This is a genomic window from Janthinobacterium sp. SUN137 (genome assembly GCF_030587265.1).
Lineage (GTDB): Bacteria > Pseudomonadota > Gammaproteobacteria > Burkholderiales > Burkholderiaceae_D > Janthinobacterium > Janthinobacterium kumbetense.
In genome coordinates this window covers 1,343,674-1,360,348 of the sequence record NZ_JAPWHZ010000001.1, presented here as the reverse complement: position 1 = coordinate 1,360,348, position 16,675 = coordinate 1,343,674, and the positions used below count along the sequence as shown (strand labels likewise).

At 64.1% G+C, this 16,675-nt stretch carries 13 protein-coding genes; 9 read left to right on the top strand and 4 right to left on the bottom strand.

Features of this window, described 5'->3' with window-relative positions:
* Nucleotides 1-23: 23 nt before the first annotated feature.
* Nucleotides 24-1,289 carry a S9 family peptidase gene (locus O3298_RS06150; RefSeq protein WP_305058765.1) on the top strand — a complete coding sequence of 422 codons (1,266 nt, stop codon included), beginning with the start codon at nt 24-26 and terminating at the stop codon, nt 1,287-1,289.
* A 27-nt stretch (nt 1,290-1,316) separates the two neighbouring features.
* On the opposite strand, the gene O3298_RS06145 is transcribed toward O3298_RS06150, so the two are convergent.
* Nucleotides 1,317-2,705: a YfcC family protein gene (locus O3298_RS06145; protein WP_305058764.1), complete on the bottom strand. Its 1,389-nt coding sequence runs from the start codon at nt 2,703-2,705 to the stop codon at nt 1,317-1,319.
* A 4-nt stretch (nt 2,706-2,709) separates the two neighbouring features.
* Nucleotides 2,710-3,846, bottom strand: a complete 1,137-nt coding sequence (locus O3298_RS06140) for a succinylglutamate desuccinylase/aspartoacylase family protein (RefSeq protein WP_305058763.1) — start codon at nt 3,844-3,846, stop codon at nt 2,710-2,712.
* Nucleotides 3,847-4,047: 201 nt separating this feature from the next.
* Between O3298_RS06140 and O3298_RS06135 the strand changes: the two genes are divergently transcribed.
* The 3 genes from O3298_RS06135 (at nt 4,048) to O3298_RS06125 (ending at nt 9,280) form a co-directional block, all read left to right on the top strand.
* A complete protein-coding gene (locus O3298_RS06135) occupies nt 4,048-5,055 on the top strand; it encodes a MurR/RpiR family transcriptional regulator (RefSeq protein WP_305058762.1) in 1,008 nt (335 codons plus the stop codon).
* Between the two features lie 33 nt (nt 5,056-5,088).
* A complete protein-coding gene (locus tag O3298_RS06130; protein ID WP_305058761.1) occupies nt 5,089-7,878 on the top strand; it encodes a TonB-dependent receptor in 2,790 nt (929 codons plus the stop codon).
* A 148-nt stretch (nt 7,879-8,026) separates the two neighbouring features.
* Nucleotides 8,027-9,280, top strand: coding sequence for a cyanophycinase (locus O3298_RS06125; protein ID WP_251350229.1), 1,254 nt, complete (start codon nt 8,027-8,029; stop codon nt 9,278-9,280).
* On the opposite strand, the gene O3298_RS06120 is transcribed toward O3298_RS06125, so the two are convergent.
* Complete coding sequence (locus O3298_RS06120) at nt 9,271-10,467, bottom strand: DUF418 domain-containing protein (protein ID WP_305058760.1); 1,197 nt, start codon at nt 10,465-10,467, stop codon at nt 9,271-9,273. The genes O3298_RS06125 and O3298_RS06120 overlap by 10 nt on opposite strands.
* An 8-nt stretch (nt 10,468-10,475) precedes the next feature.
* On the bottom strand, nt 10,476-11,078 hold the full coding sequence (locus O3298_RS06115; RefSeq protein ID WP_289913102.1) for a TetR/AcrR family transcriptional regulator: 603 nt from the start codon (nt 11,076-11,078) through the stop codon (nt 10,476-10,478).
* Between the two features lie 209 nt (nt 11,079-11,287).
* Between O3298_RS06115 and O3298_RS06110 the strand changes: the two genes are divergently transcribed.
* From O3298_RS06110 to O3298_RS06090, 5 genes are all read left to right on the top strand, one after another.
* Nucleotides 11,288-12,730 (top strand): IgA Peptidase M64, encoded by a 1,443-nt coding sequence (locus tag O3298_RS06110; RefSeq protein ID WP_289913105.1) that lies wholly within the window; start codon nt 11,288-11,290, stop codon nt 12,728-12,730.
* 427 nt (nt 12,731-13,157) lie between these two features.
* Nucleotides 13,158-13,343: a hypothetical protein gene (locus tag O3298_RS06105; protein WP_143451452.1), complete on the top strand. Its 186-nt coding sequence runs from the start codon at nt 13,158-13,160 to the stop codon at nt 13,341-13,343.
* A complete protein-coding gene (gene fabI / locus O3298_RS06100; protein ID WP_289913107.1) occupies nt 13,340-14,122 on the top strand; it encodes an enoyl-ACP reductase FabI in 783 nt (260 codons plus the stop codon). Before O3298_RS06105 ends, fabI begins: the two co-directional genes overlap by 4 nt.
* 10 nt (nt 14,123-14,132) lie before the next feature.
* Nucleotides 14,133-15,581, top strand: a complete 1,449-nt coding sequence (locus O3298_RS06095) for an efflux transporter outer membrane subunit (protein ID WP_289913109.1) — start codon at nt 14,133-14,135, stop codon at nt 15,579-15,581.
* A gap of 18 nt (nt 15,582-15,599) precedes the next feature.
* Nucleotides 15,600-16,673, top strand: coding sequence for an HlyD family secretion protein (locus O3298_RS06090; RefSeq protein WP_289913110.1), 1,074 nt, complete (start codon nt 15,600-15,602; stop codon nt 16,671-16,673).
* The last annotated feature ends 2 nt before the right edge of the window (nt 16,674-16,675 follow it).

Here is a 16,675-nt window from a genome sequence, read left to right as displayed (position 1 = left end):
TTCCCCTACCGGACGCTGACTCCATGACCTCTTTCTTTCTCTGGCCTCTGCTTGCCGTATCGTTCTCGGCGACTGCTGCGCCCATGCCGGAGGAATTCAGCCCGGCGCCTTGCGAGACGGGCATTTTTCGCCAGGATCAGACGGGCTTTGTCGCCCTCACCAAGGGGGGCAAAGGCTACGGCTACACCTTCAGCGACGGGACCGTTGGCAGCACGCAGGATGCCGGCGCACTGATCGCGTGCGGAAAGGACGCCGTGCTTGTCAATGGCAAGGAGCGCTGGCCGAAAGTGGCTTTGGTCGCAACAGATACGCGCTTTGCATCGAACGGCGTCATGTTCGCGGGCCGCTTGATGGAAGCGCCGGGCGCCGGCAAGGACACGCCACTGGTCGTGTATGCACATGGTTCCGAAAGCAGCGGCTGGATCGACCGCGCGCGCGACCCTTATCAGATGGTGGGACGGGGCGTGTCCGTTTTCGTGTATGACAAGCGCGGTACCGGGCTGTCCGAAGGCGAATATACGCAGAATTTTCCACGCCTGGCCGATGATCTGGTGGCCGCGTCGCGCGAAGCCAGGCGGCTGGCACAAGGCCGCTACGGCCGCTTTGGCCTGATAGGGGTAAGCCAGGGCAGCTGGATCGCTCCACTGGCGCAGGTGCGCGCCAAGGCGGACTTTCTCGGCATTGGCTATGGCCTGGCGGTCGATATCACGGAGCAGGATGCGGCGCAGGTTGCCAGGGAACTGCAGGACAAGGGCTATGGCGGCGACGTCGTCGCCAAGGCCAGGATGGGGACGGATATCACGGCAAGAATCGTCAAATCCGGCTACCAGGATGGACTGGACGACCTGTCGGCATTCCAGTGGCAGTTTGGCAAGGAGCCGTGGTTTTCCCTCATCAAGGGCGGCTACACGGGCGTGTTGCTGGGCATGCCGGCCGAGGAATTGCGCAAGCACGGTATACCGCAGTTCGACAAGCTCGGTGTCGACTGGTCGCAAGATCCCGTGCAGGAATTGCGCCAGGTCGCGGTGCCGCAGTTATGGGCCCTGGCAGAGGACGACCGCCAGGCGCCGCCGGCTGTCAGCGTGGAGCACCTGGCGGCGTTGCGCAGCCAGGGCCAGGCCATCTCCATCTACCTCTTCCCGCAGGCCGATCACGGCATGCGCAGCTACGTTCAGGCGCCCGATGGAACGCGCAAGCCCACCGTCATCACGCCCGGGTTTTACGACCTGATGGCCGACTGGGCGAAGGGCGGCGCCGACGGCGCGTATGGACAGGCGTATCGCAAATAAAGCCACGGCGACGCTGCCTCGCCGTGCTTACTGCCAGTGCATCAGACAGGGGGGAATCAGAAGCAGCAGCGCCAGCACCAGGTAAATCAGCTGCAGCGGGATCATCCACTTGGCCCACGTAATCCAGGGCACGCGCGCCAGCGCCAGCACGCCGACGGTGATGCCGGACGTGGGGATCATCGGCGTGGTGAATTCGCCGAACTGGAAAGCCAGGATGGCAGTCTGGCGCGTCACGCCCACCAGGTCGGCCAGCGGCGCCATGATGGGCATGGTCAGCGCGGCCTGGCCGCTGCCGGAATGGATGAAGAAGTTGATCACCGACTGCATGAAGAACATCTTTTGCGCGGCGAAGACGGGACTCGACGAGGCTACCAAGGGCGTGAGCGCATGCAACATGGTGTCGATGATCTGCGCGTCGCGCGCCAGGATCATGGTGCCGCGCGCGAGCGCGATGACCAGCGCCACGCTGACCATGTCGCGCGCACCTTGCACGAAGGACGCCACCAGGCTGTCCATGTCGAGCCGGCCCACCAGGCCGACGACGATGGCCATCACCAGAAACAGGGCGGCGATTTCATCAATGAACCAATCGTACTTGACGACGCCGACGACCATCGTCAGCAAGGTCGCCATGAAAATCCACAGCACGGTGCGGTGCGTGCGCGTCATGCCGGCAAAGCTGTCGAGGTCCATCGAGTGCTCGCCGCGCTTTTCGATGTCGAGGAAGTACGTGGGGCTTTTTTCCGGATGGCGCTTGATGCGCGCCGCGTACCACATCAGAAACACGATGCTGACCGCCGTGGCGATGGCCCACACGATCAGGCGATAGCCGATACCGGAAAAGATCGGCACGCCCGCGATGCCTTGCGCGATGCCGACATTGAACGGGTTCAGGAAGGCGGCGGAAAATCCCACCTGCGAGCCGATGAACGGAATCGATACGCCCGTGATGGTGTCATAGCCCAGGGCCAGCGCCAGCGGCACGAAGATCAGGATGAAGGGGATGGCTTCCTCGTTCATGCCGAAGGTGGCGCCGCCGAGCGAGAACATGGTGAAGAAGACGGGGATGATGGCGGCGCGCACGAAGCGCGAACTGGTGTGCGCCTTGGCGATGGCCTTGATCAGGGAATCGAAGGCTTCCGTTTTTTGCAGCACGGCGAAGGCGCCGCCGACGATCAGCACGAAGCCGATGATCAGACTGGCGTCGACGAAGCCCTTGATGGGCGCCATCATCAGGGCGGCGAGTCCCTGCGGCTTGTTGTCGACATAGTGAAACGTACCGGGGATGATCAGCTGCTTGCCGTTGACCAGCTGCGTATCGAATTTCCCGCCTGGCACCAGCCACGTGGCCAGGGCGATCATGGCCAGGATGCCGCACAGCAGGACGAAGGTATTGGGGAGCTTGAATTTTCTCATGGCGTCATTGGCTCAGCAGGCTGCCGCCGCGGAAAGCGACAGCGCCGGCGACCTTGCCGACGTTCATGCCGCGCAGGACGTGGCGGTGGGCGCTGCGCGCGAAGAAGACGCCGGCGACTGTGCAGCGCAAGGTCGTCGTTTCGCCGCTGACGGGGTCAATCAGGTCGGCCACCGCATCGCCGGCGGCCAGTACGTCACCCATTTCGCGCAGGTAGACCAGCACGCCGTGATGCGGCGCGAGGATCGGCTCTACCCCGGCCAGCGGCGTCGGTGTGCATTGCGGCGCGGGCAGGTCGTCGCCGGCACCGGGGATGTCCAGCACGCCCTCGATGGCGAGAAAATGCAGCAGGGCGGTGGCGTCGCGTTCGGCCAGGGCGTAGCTTACTTCCACTTCGCCGCGCAACTCGACGGTGGTCGACAGGCAGGCGGCAGGAATCGGATAGCGGCCCTGGAAGTGCGCGTCGAGATCCCACCACAGGCGGCTGCAGGCTTCGTCGAACGGTTCTTCTCCGGCCGCCAGTTCCAGCAGCACGGCGCGCGCGCCCAGCAGCGCGGACAGGGGCGCGATCTGCGCCGCCAGCGGCGTGCCGGTATAAATGTGCAGGGCCGCCTCGTTGTCGCAATGCAGGTCGAGCACGATGTCGGCGTCGATGGCCATGCCCAACAGGGTTTTCTTCAGTGTTTCCGCATCCGTGCCCGGCTGCCAGGCGGCGACGGCGGTGCGCGCATGTTCGCGTATCAGCGCCACGTTGGCTTGCACGTCCTGTCCCAGCAGGCCATCGAGCGTGGTTTTCAGTTCATCGGCCACGTGGCGGTAGGCGCGGTTGAAGTTGATGCCGGTGGTCAGGTCGAAGCGCCCGAACGGCGCGCCATGGATGGCTTGCGCCAGGCCGATCGGGTTGGCGGCCGGTACCAGGATGATTTCGCCGTGGATCTTGCCCGCCGCTTCCAGCGCCAGCAGCTCGCGGCGTAAAAATTGCGATACCAGCATGCCCGGCACTTCATCCGCATGCAGCGCCGCCTGGATGTATACCTTCTTGCCGCTGCGGCTAGCGGCGGCCGCACTGCCAAAATGTAAGCTGCTCAATTGGCACGCTACGCTGGCGTGCGCGGTGGAGATGGGATGCTGTTGTACTTGCATGGTGAATTCGCCCCAAAACGGGGCGCGGTTGATGGATTCCGGTCGATTATGTAGCAATATTTTCACGAAGTAAATCAATGAAAATCCTTTTACAAATATTTGTTGAGTTTTCTTTTTGATATGAGTACAGTAAGTTCCAGCGACCCGATTTCGCCTTCCGTCAGTGATCCGCAGTGTCCAAGAATACAGGCCGCCAGTGATATGAAAGCATCCGCCAGTCCTGCACGCAGCAGTCCCCATACGCCACGGGTTGGCACGTTGTCGGCGCCCGATGCCGCCTTCGCGCAGTCTCCGCTGGGGCAGGCGCTGATGCACGTGCTGGGCAGCGGTTCGGCTTCGCAGCGGCAGATCGCCGATTACCTGCTGCGCAACCAGATGCGGGTGACGGCGCTGGGCATCGAGGAACTGGCCGACAGCTGCGAGGTATCGACGGCCACCATCAGCCGCTTCGCGCGCGATATCGGCCAGAAGAATTATTCGGCCATGCGTGGCGCCATGGCCGAAACCTTGCAATCGCTGTTGCAGCCAGTCGACAAACTGCGCCGCACGATAGAGCGGCGCGCGCGCGCCACGTCGCCCGTCACGGAAAGCCTGGAATATGCGGCCGCGAACATCGCCGCCACATCCGATGCCCTGTCGCCGCCCGCCGTGCAGGCCGTGGTGCGCCGCCTGACGCGCGCCAAGGTCGTGTATGTGATGGGTTTTGGCCTGTCGGCCAACTTGGCCGGCATGCTGGTGCAGCATCTGCAGCCGTTTTGCCCGCATGTGGTGGAAGTGGTGGGTATCGGCGGCTCGGAAGTGGCGGCCGGGCACCTGGTCAACCTGACGGCGCAGGACGTGCTGGTGGTGATTTCGTTTCCCCGCTATACGCTCGATTGCATCGGCCTGGCCAGCTTCGCGCGCGACCGCGGCGCCTGCATCGTGGCGCTCACCGATTCGCCTGCCTCGCCGCTGGCCGAGCTGGCCGATCATGCGCTATTTGCGCAAAGCACGCATCCCGTCCTGCCCAGCAGCGCCAGCACGGCGCTGGCCATGATCGAGGCGCTGGCCGTGGCGCTGATGGTGTCGAACAAGGATAACGTCGACAAGGCCGCACGCCTGAGCGAAGTGATCGCCGCCTACCTGTATGGCGGCGAGCATGGGGTGCAGGCTCCCAGGAAAACAGCAGCACAGCAGCGCAAGGCAGTCCATAAAAAGCAGTCATTATAAAAATCAGGGTCAATACCATTGGGGAGAGTTGGAATGCATAGGGAAAAACAACAGGGCGGGCCTGCACTGCCACGTGAAGCGGCACTGGCGCATGCCGTGCGCCTGGCGCTGGGCGCCTTGAGCGTGACGGCGGCGCTGGGCATGCTGGGCAATGGCGCGCTGGCGCAGGAACAGGACGGAGACGCGGCGCCGAAAAAAATGCAGCGCGTGGAAATCACGGGGTCGGCCATCAAGCGGCTGGAATCGGAAACGGCGCTGCCGGTGCAGATCATCACGCGCGCCGAGATCGACAAGGCGGGCGTGACGACGGCGGCCGAGCTGATGGCGCGCGTGTCGGCCAACGTGGGCGGCCTGACCGATGGCGCCAGCATCAATATCGGCGGCGACCAGCGCGGCTTCAACAGTGCCAATCTGCGCGGCGTGGGCACGTCATCCACGCTGGTGCTGCTCAATGGCCGGCGCATGGCCAACTTTGCCTCGCCCGGCGACGATGCGGGCGTGGACCTGAATAATATTCCTGCCGCCGCGCTGCAGCGCGTGGAAGTGCTGCTCGACGGCGCCTCGGCCCTGTACGGCACGGACGCCATCGGCGGCGTCATCAATTTCATTACGCGCAAGGATTACCAGGGCGTGGAGCTGAATGCCTACGGCAGCGGCACGCAGGAAGGCGGCGCCGGCAAGCGCACGGCCAGCATCACGGCCGGTACGGGCGACCTGGCCACGGATGGATACAATATCTTCGCCGTGTTCGACGCGCAGCAGACGGACCGCCTCAGCACCTCGCAGCGCAAGTTCATTCCGAACCTGAACGTGCCCGAGCGCCTTGGCCATTTGCTGTCGAGTTTTACCAGCCCGGCGAATATCCGCCTGTCGGGCGCCCAGCGCGATCACCTGCAGGAGATCGGTTTCCTGTTGAACGGCAAGCCGATCACCAACCGGCAAATCAACCTGTCCATCCCGGACTGCAATCCACCCGCCAATTTGTACCTGCCCAACGGCACTGGCGGCGTCGATGGCTGTACCTACGATTACATGCGCGATACGGAGTTGTATCCGAAGTCGGAGAAGCAGAATTTTCTTTCGCGGGGCGTGTTGAAGCTGAACCCGGAGCATCAGGTATATGCGGAGGTGGCATTGAGCCGTTCGCGTACCAATTATGTCGCGTCGTCGACACGGGTGATCGGTTACCTGGATTACAGCAAGGTGCCGCAATTGGCCAATACCGGTTTTGATACCATATTGGATGACGATGGCAAGCAGGTGGAGCGCGAACTGGAAGTGCGCATGCGATTGAAGGAGGCGGGCAACCGCACCAGTGAGTTGACCAGTGAAAGCCAGCGCTTCGTGGTGGGGGCGACCGGTACAGTGGCGGGATGGGATTATGACGTGGGTTTGAATCATAGCGTCAATACCGTCAGGGACCGTGATACCAAAGGCTATCTGCTGAAGGACAAGCTGCGCGCAGGTATCGCCGATGGCAGCATCAATCCCTTCGGGCCTTCCAGTGCCGAGGGCCTGGCACTGATTGAGAGCATCCAGGTCAACGATGAAGTGCGCCACGCGCGCGGCGTCATGGATACGCTTGATTTCAAGGCGTCACGCGCTCTGATGGCCATGGGTGGCGGCGACATGGCCCTTGCCGTTGGCGGAGAGGTGCGCCGCGAACGTACGCAGTTCCGTCTTTCCAAATTACTGATGAGTAATAATATCAATGACGATTCGGCGCCGGAAGGCGGCAAGGACACCAGCGACAGCCGCACTGTGCAAGCCATTTACAGCGAACTGCTGCTGCCGTTCACCAAGCAGTGGCAGGCGCAGTTATCTGGCCGTTACGACCATTACCAGCAGGTAGGCGGCGCCCTCAGTCCGAAGATCGGTCTGACTTACATGCCCAGCAAGCAGGTGCTGATGCGGGCATCCACCGGCAAGGGTTTCCGCGCTCCATCGATGTCGGACTTGCACCGACCCACCGTCTACAGCAGTACGGCGACCCTGCCCGATCCCGTGTTATGCGCCACTGTGGAGAATAACTACGCCGATTGCGCGCAAAACTGGGATACGCGCCGCTACAGCAACGACAAGCTGAAGCCGGAGCGCAGCCGCCAGTTCACGGCCGGTGTGGTGCTCGAGCCGAGCCAGCACTGGACCTTCAGCTTCGATTACTGGAACATCAAGCGCACGGACCTGATCAGCGAAATTGGCGACGACATCATCCTCGGCAACCTGGCCAAGTACGGCGACCTCGTACATCGCAACGAGGACAATGAAATCGACTACATCGAGCTGCGCAAGGAAAACCGTGGCGCGCAAAAGGCTACGGGCATCGATATTACGGCCGACCTGCATGGCGTAAAGACGGCCTGGGGACGTTTCGGCGCCCACCTGAGCGGCACCTACGTGCTCGATTCGAAAATCCAGACGAGCCCCGGCGATGCCTTTATCAGCAACCTGAATAAATTCGTCACGGACGGCGTGGTGCAGCGCTGGCGCCATACGATTACCCTCGACTGGGACCATGGCCCGTATTCGGCCAGCCTGTCGAACACCTATTCGAGCAGCTACAATGACCAGAACTCGGCCATCAACACGGATGACGGCAGCGTCGTCAAGCCGAATAGGGTCAAGGCCTACACGCTGTGGGACATGTCGGGCGCGTATGCCGTCAGCAAGCAGTTCAAGCTGCGCGCAGGCATACAGAATCTGTTTAATACCAGCCCGCCATACTCGAACCAGGCCTACTTTTTCCTGTCCGGCTATGACCCGACCTATACGGATCCGCGCGGCCGGCGCTTTTATGCCAGCGCCAATTACAGTTTTAAGTAAAAAATTGGAGATACCGCAACAACGCTGTCACATGCAGCAAGTAGTATCGTAGTGCGATGGCGTTGGATTGCAAGCAGCAGTTTTGGTAGCAAGGGCGCGTGCCTGTATCAACAAATATGCGCCACTTTCCTTGTATTCGAAAGGCACCATGAAATCATCTTCAAGCCTGTATCAACAATTGTGCGCCGCGCTGCTGTTCGCGCTGGCATTGTGCAGTGTCCAAGCCGTGGCGGCGCCCGGCGGCAGCGCCATCGGCAGTGCGCCGCAGGGGACGCTCGTCATCATCGGCGGCGGCCTGCGCGCCGACAATGCCGAAGTCTGGCAGCGCATCGTCAAGTTGTCGGGCGGGCCAGGCGCGCGCATCGCCGTGCTGGCCTCGGCCGCGATGAACCCGGAAAAATCGGGCGAAAGCATCATCAAAAAGCTGAACCAATATGGCGCCGATGCCTTTTTCGTGCCGCTGGCCGTCAAGCTGCCGAACAGGGATTACCGCAAGGCCGCCGAAGACCCGGCCATCGTCACGCAGATCAAGTCGGCCAGCGGCATCTATTTTGCCGGCGGCGACCAGGGGCGCATCACGCAAGCCTTGCTGCGGCCGGACGGCAGCCGCACGGCCGCGCTGGAAGCCATCTGGTCGGTCTATCGCAATGGCGGCGTGATCGCCGGTTCCAGCGCCGGTGCCGCCATCATGAGCACCACCATGTTCTACGACGCCAAACCCGTGCTCGACATGCTCAAGATGGGCGTGACGGATGGCCGCGAGATCGCGCCGGGCCTGGGCTTCATCGGCAGCGATGTTTTTGTGGACCAGCATCTGCTGGTGCGCGGGCGCTTTGCGCGCATGATTCCCGTGATGCTGAAAAAAGGCTATCACCTCGGGCTGGGCATCGATGAAAACAGCGCCATGGTGGTCGACGCCATGCGCGACGTGGAAGTCATCGGCTACAGCGGCGCCCTGCTGATCGACCTGTCGGGCGCCATCAGCGACCGTGGCGTGAAAAATTTCAATATCAGCAATGCGGCCATCAGCTACCTGGACCGAGGCGACAAATTCAACCTTGTCACGCGCGTGTTTACGCCCTCGCCGGACAAGGCCGACAACAAGCTCGATCCGAACCAGCCCGACATGCGCGAACCCGTGTTCACCAACGATATCCTCGGCAATAACGCCGTGCTGGACCTGATGGGTAATTTGATCGATAACGCGCAGCAGGAAGCCATCGGCATCGCCTTCGGCAACCCGCGCGACCCATATCCCGACCTGGGCTTCGAGTTCCGCTTCAGTAAAACGGTCAACAGCGTCGGCTACAGCTCGACCGAGGCGGAAGCGTATTCGGTACTGAAACTGCGCCTCGACATCCGCCCCATCCAGCTGCGCCAGCCCCTGTATCGCTACAAGTAAGCGGTGCGCCGCCAGCGCGGCCACGCGGCGATCGTCAAGGCCCTGAGCAGCCACTCGACGGGGCCATACGCGTGGCCGCGCAGCCACCAGCGGCTCAATGGCAGCTGCAGGCCGAAGATGATAGCTGCTAGCGCCAGCGCGCCCAGCGGCGACACGCTGCCCATCAGCCGCGCGCCATACGCGAGGAACAGCACGGCGCAGATGGCCGACTGCAGCAGGTAGTTCGACAGGGCCATGCGGCCCGTGTCCGCCAGCAGCGCAAACAGCGTGCCGTCGCGCAGGCGCTCGAACAGGGCCAGCGCCAGCGCCAGGTAGGCGCCCGCCAGCAGCGGTGCGCTCGCCAGGCCCACGGCCAGTCCCGCCACCTGCCATGCCTGGCTATCGCCATACACGGAGGTCCACGCGTAGAAGGCGGCGCCGGGCAATCCCGCCAGCGCTCCGGCCCACAGCAGGCGGCGGCGCAGCGGCAGGTAATCGCTTGCGTGCAGCAGCATCTCGCGCTTGCCGGCGGCCAGGCCGCACAGGAACATGGCCAGCGCGCACGGTGCCTGCACCAGCAGCAGGACGATCCAGATTTCACCCAGTTCGCGCAGGTGCTGATGGACGACGGCGACTGGCGTGGCGTGGTAGGCGGCCAGCGCGCTTGCCGCCTTTTGCGCCATCGCCACGGTGTTGTCCGCGGCGTCGCCCGCCGGCTGCAGGCTTTGCAGCCAGGCCATGCCTGCCCAGAATGCCACGCAGACGGCGACGAGTATCAACGCCAGGGACAGTGCCTGGCGCTCGCCGCAGCGGTGCAGCGCCAGCAGCACGATGCCCAGCAGAGCGTAGGTCGTGAGTATGTCGCCATGAAACAGGAAGACGGCATGCAGGGCGCCGATCAGCCACAGGCCCGCTTGTCGGCGCAGCATGCGCGGCACGAACGGCGCGTCGGCGCGCGCGGCCGCCTGCATCTGCAAGGTGAAGCTGTAGCCGAACAGGAAGGAAAACAGCAGGTAGAACTTGGTTTCGAACAGCAGGGCGACGATAAAGTGCGTGGCGCGGTCCACGCCGCCGTGAAAGGCGGGATCGGTCAATCCCAGGCCGAACCAGGGTGTGGCGAAGGCGCCGATATTGACGACCAAAATGCCGAACAGGGCGCAGCCGCGCAGGGCGTCGACGTCGGCGATACGCGTTGGCCGGGTTTGCATGGCGCCGCTCATGCCAGGGCAGGGCGTAGGAAGCGCGCCAGCAGCAGGTGCAGGCTGGCGCGCTGCGCCAGCGGTGCATAATCGGGATCGACGGCGACCCGGTTGAAGATGCCATCGATCAGCGCGGCGATCCAGCTGGCCGTTTGCGCGGCGTCCAGCGCGGCGTCGACCTGGCCCCCTGATGCCGCCTCTTCCAGCAAGGCTTGCAAGCCGCCGCGCAGGCTGGCGTCGTTGTGCGCCACCCTGGCCGCGATATCCGCGTCGCGCATCGCCTCGGCGGATATTTCCAGCGCCAGCCCCGCAAAGTCGTCATCGGCCGCCAGCGCCAGCACCAGGTCCATGAAGTCGAGCAGGGCGCCGTAGGCATCGGCGCTGCCTTGCACGCCGGCGAAATAGGCGGCCGTCTCGCTGCCTTCCTCGTCGACGATGGCGGCGATGATGGCTTGCTTGGTGGGGAAGTAGTGAAACAGGTTGCCGGGACTCATGCCCGCTTGCGCGCAGATGACGGCGGTGCTGGTCTGGTGAAAGCCCTTGCGCGCAAAGCAGTGGCGCGCGGCGGCAAGAATGGCGTCGCGGCGGGCCGCGTGTTTGCCGGGATCGATGGTGCGCATGGCTCTTTCCTTTAATTAATCGACTAGTCAGTCTAATATAAATCGATTCTATCGCATGCTCAAGCAAATCGCGTGAAATGGGCGCTTTGCACGCTCGCATCCTGTCGCTACAATGTGCCGCAGCGGTTTTTCCCGCGCCTGCCGGCAGGCCCGCCGATTGTTTGGAAAACCGTTCCCTTCACCTGTTTTTCTACCGTTTTAGGAATGACATGCAGCAGACTCCGATCCGATCCTTCCTCTGCGCGCTGGCGCTGGCCGCCGGCATCGTCCCTGCCGCGCAGGCGGATAATGCGCCGCCGCCGGCTACCATGCGCCTCGATTACCAGCACAGCGGCAATGCGCTGGGTGAGCACTATGCGGTCGAGCGCGTGCTGGTCGAGCCCCTGCCATGGCCGGGCAACCCGGCGCGTCCCATCGACGACAGCAACCGCGGCAACAACCTGCTGGAAGTGGTCGACATCAAGTCGGGCACGGTGCTGTACTCGCGCGGTTTTTCCACCATCTTCGGCGAATGGGCCAGCACCGATGAAGCGAAGACCACCACGCGCGCCTTCCAGGAATCCGTGCGCTTTCCGCAGCCCGAACACCCCGTGCGCGTGCGCATCCTCAAGCGCGACGAGCGCGGCCTGTTTTCCGTTGTATGGAGCACCGATGTCGACCCTGCCGCGCAGGACGTGATCCGCAAGCAGCCGCCGGCGCCCGTCAAGCCGATCCCGATCCGCATCAGCGGGCCATCGCCCGACAAGGTCGACCTGCTGATCATGGGCGACGGCTATACGGCCGCCGAAATGGGCAAGTTCGAAGCGACGGCGCGCAAGCTGGCTGAGCATCTTTTCACCGTCTCGCCATTTCGCGAGCGGGCCAAGGATTTCAACGTGTGGGCCATGGCCGCGCCGACCCAGGAGTCGGGCGTGTCGCGTCCCTCGACGGGCGTGCATCACGCGTCGCCGCTGGGCACGCGCTACGATATCTTCGGCAGCGAGCGCTATGTGCTGACGACGGATAACCGCGCGCTGCGCGACCTGGCGCAGTATGCGCCGTATGAATTCATCGAAATCCTCGTCAACAACGATACCTATGGCGGCGGCGGCATCTTCGGCCAGTTCAGCACGGCGGCAGCGAATAACGATTGGGCCAACTACCTGTTCGTGCATGAATTCGGCCACCATTTCGCCGGCCTGGCCGACGAGTACTACACCTCGCCCGTGGCCTATCAGTCGAATGGCGAGCGCCAGGAACCGTGGGAGCCGAACGCCACGGCGCTGCGCGATCCGGCCAGGCTGAAATGGAAGAATCACGTCAAGGCCGGCACGCCGCTGCCGACGCCATGGCCGAAGGAAGCATACGACAGCCATGCGCGCGAATACCAGAAGCAGCGCGCGGCCCTGCGCGCGGCCAACCGCCCGGAAAGCGAGATGAGCGACTTGTTCAAGGCCGACCTGGCGTACACCCAGCAGCTGTTCTCGAAGGCGCCGCAGCGCCATGCGGTGGGCGCCTTCGAAGGCGCGAACTACGAGTCGTCCGGCTACTACCGGCCCGAGATGCAGTGCATCATGTTCGACCGCAGCGAGACGTTCTGCTCCGTGTGCCAGGATGGCATCAGCACCATCATCGACCTGTATTCGCGTCCCGCCGCGGCGCCGGGCAAATAATGCCGCTCCTGCCGCATCCGTAATACATGGGGGTCATGTTGCATCGCAATAGCATGGCCCCTATTCTGCCTCTCCTCACCGTCTGCCTTCCGCCCCTGCCCGGCGCTGCTTGTTTTCCAGGCAATACCAATTGTCGCTCACCTGCGCGCTTTTCTTCTCGCTAGCCCAGTGATATTATCAAATAAATACGTCCGCACGCTTGCCTGAAAAATATTTCATTTAGATAATATTGAGGTAAAATTTGATTTACATCAATGTTGCATTGCCGCAATCGCACTTATAGTTGACCTAGCTCAAAGCGTCATGGAATGCGGATCGGACTCATCACGAATCACGCGTCTAAATGCTGTAGAGTAATTTCGCCCCGTACCAGTTCCCCGAAAATGCACTGGTGCGTGCCTCGAATTTCAGTGACGGAAGCCGATTCATGAAGATGCAGACCCCCGCGCCTGACGCGTGCAGTACCTTACACCCCCACACTCCCATTGCCTTGCCGTATGCGCGTGCCGGCGGCGTGACGCTGGCCACTTGCGCCGCCGCCATGCACGCCGGCGCGGTGCGATGCGTGCATGCGGCCACGCCGTGGCCCGCCCTGCGTCCAGTCCAGGCATGACGGCCGACTTGCGGCCCTTGCCTTTGCAGGGCAAGCGGGGCCTGGTGGTGGGTATCGCCAACACGCAAAGCATCGCCTGGGGCTGCGCCAGCGCACTGCGCGCGGCCGGCGCCGAACTGGCCGTGACCTGGCTCAATGACAAGGCCCGTCCATACGTGGAACCGCTGGCGCAGCAGGTGCAGGCGGCCATCATGGCGCCGCTCGACGTGGCCGTGCCGGGCCAGCTCGAAGCGCTGTTCGCGCAGATCGAACGGCAATGGGGGCGGCTCGATTTCGTCGTCCATTCCATTGCCTATGCGCCGAAGCAGGACTTGCATGGCCGCGTGACGGACAGTTCTGCTGATGGCTTTGCGCAGGCGATGGATATCTCCTGCCACTCCTTCATGCGCATGGCGAAACTGGCCGAACCGCTGATGCCGGACGGCGGCAGCCTGATGACCATGAGTTATTTGGGCGCGGAGGAAGTCGTCGCCGACTATGGCCTGATGGGGCCCGTGAAGGCGGCGCTGGAAGCGTCGGTGCGCTACCTGGCCGCCGAACTGGGCCCGCAAGGCATCCGCGTCAACGCCATTTCGCCGGGGCCGCTGGAAACGCGGGCCGCTTCCGGCATCGCCCATTTCGACCGCCTGATGGCCGACGCCATCGAACGCTCGCCCATGCGGCGCCTGGCCACCATCGAGGACGTGGGCGCGCTGTGCGCCTTCCTCGCCGGCGACGGCGCGCGCGCCATCACGGGCGGCGCCCTGTATGTCGATGGCGGCTACAACATTCTGAATTGACTGGAAGAAGATGACCATGGCTGTTCCTACTTTGCCCAACCGCGCCAGGATGGCCGCGCTGGCCACCGCGCTGGCCCTGGCCGGCTGCGCCTCGATGGCGCCGCCGTATGCGCCACCGCCGCTGCCCGTGGCGGCGCAGTATCCGGAAACCGATTCCGCCGGCGCGCACGCGCCCGACGTCGCCTGGCAAGCCTATTTTGCCGATCCGCGCCTGCAGGCGCTGATTGCTCAGGCGCTGGCCAGCAACCGCGACATCCGCATCGCCGCGCTGCGCGTGGAAGAAGCGCGCGCCGCGTATGGCATCCAGCGCGCCGAACAATTTCCCACCATTGCGCTGGGTGCTTCGGGCAGCCGCGCGCGCGTGCCCGGTGACCTGAGCGTGACGGGCCGTCCCATGACGAGCGCGCAGTACCAGACAGGCTTGAACGTGAGCGCCTGGGAACTCGATTTCTGGGGCCGGGTGCGCAGCCTGAAGGACAGCGCCCTGCAAACCCTGCTGGCCAGCGACGAGGCGCGCCGCGCCGTCGGCGTGGCCCTAGTGGCGCAGGTAGCCAATGGCTACCTGGGCTTGCGCGAACTTGACGAACGGGTGGAACTGGCGCGCGCCACCGTCGACAGCCGCGCCGAATCACTGCGCATCTTCACGCGCCGCTTTGAAGTCGGGTCGATTTCCAAGCTGGACCTGACGCAGGTGGAAACCTTGCTCAGCCAGGCCTTGTCGCTGTCGGCGCAGCTGGAACAGGCGCGTGCCGTGCAGGCGCACGCGCTGGCACAGCTGGTGGGCGGCCCCGTCGACCTGACGCCGGTGGCTGGTGAGGTGCGCCGCTTCGACGACGCCAGCGTGCTACAGCCGCTGCATGCGGGCATGCCCTCGGCTTTGCTCACGCAGCGTCCCGACCTAGTGGCGGCCGAACACCAGCTGCGCGCTGCGCAAGCCAATATCGGCGCCGCGCGCGCCGCCTTCTTCCCGACGATTTCCTTGACGGCAGCCTACGGCACGGCCAGCGCGGAATTGAGCGGCTTGTTCGATTCGGGCAGCGGCGCGTGGAATTTCGCGCCGCGCCTGGTGCTGCCGATCTTTGACGCGGGCCGCCTGCGCGCGAATATGGAACTGGCCGAAGTGCGCCGCGACGTGGCCGTGGCCAATTACGAAAAAAGCGTGCAGGGCGCCTTCCGCGAAGTGGCCGACGCGCTGTCGAACCGGCGCTGGCTGGCGCTGCAGGTCGATATCGGCAAGACGACTTTGGCCGCGCAGAGCGAACGGGCGCGCCTGGCCAAGCTGCGCTACGACAATGGCGCCGCGCCCTACCTGGAAGTGCTCGACGCGCAGCGCGACTTGCTGACGGTCGAGCAGCAGCTGGTGCAGACGCGCCGCGCGCTGCTGTCCAGTCAGGTCAGCCTGTATGCGGCGCTGGGCGGTGGCGCGCCAGCCACTTCTGCCTCCGCTTCCACCCACTAATTTGATCACCCCCATACCATGACTCCACAACTGAAGAAAAAACTCATTCCCGCGGCGCTGGTCGTGGCCGTTCTCGTACTGGGCTATGTGGCCTGGCAAAAAATGCGTCCCACGGGCCCAGGCGAAGGTTTCGTCAGCGGCAATGGCCGCATCGAAGCGACGGAAATCGACGTCGCCACCAAGCTGGCGGGCCGGGTCAAGGAGATCCTCGTGCGCGAGGGCGACTTCGTCAAGTCGGGCCAGCCGCTGGCCACCATGCAGGTCGATTCCCTGACGGCCCAGCGCGACGAGGCGCGCGCGCGCCAGCAGCAGGCGTCCGACGCGGTGGTGGGCGCGCAGGCGCAGGTGGCAGTGCGCGAGAGCGACAAGGCGGCCGCGCTGGCCATGGTGGCGCAGCGCGAAAGCGAACTCGATGCGGCCAAGCGCCGCCTGGCCCGTTCCGAAACCCTGTCGAAGGAGGGCGCTTCCTCGGTGCAGGAACTCGATGACGACCGCGCCCGCGTGCGCAGCGTGGCTGCCGCCCGGAATGCGGCCAAGGCGCAAGTGACGGCGGCGCAGGCGGCCATCGACGCGGCAAGGGCGCAGGTGGTGGGTTCGCGTTCCGCCGTCGTCGCCGCCGAGGCGACGACGGCGCGCATCGATTCCGACCTGGCCGATGGCCAGCTGACGGCGCCGCGCGACGGCCGCGTGCAATACCTGGTGGCGCAGCAGGGCGAAGTACTGGCGGGCGGCGGCAAGGTGCTTAACCTGGTCGACCTGTCGGACGTCTACATGACCTTCTTCCTGCCCGAGACTGCGGCCGGCAAGGTGGCGCTGGGCGGCGAGGTGCGCATCATCCTCGACGCGGCGCCCAATTACGTGATTCCGGCGACGATCTCGTTCGTCGCGGCCAGCGCGCAGTTCACGCCGAAGACGGTGGAAACGGCCAGCGAGCGCCAGAAGCTGATGTTCCGCGTGAAGGCGCAGATCAGCCGCGAGCTGCTGCAAAAGCATCTGGCGCTGGTGAAAGTGGGCTTGCCTGGCGTGGCCTGGGTGCGTCTCGATGCGAAGCAGGCATGGCCCGCTGAACTGACTGCCAAGGTTCCGCAGTGAGC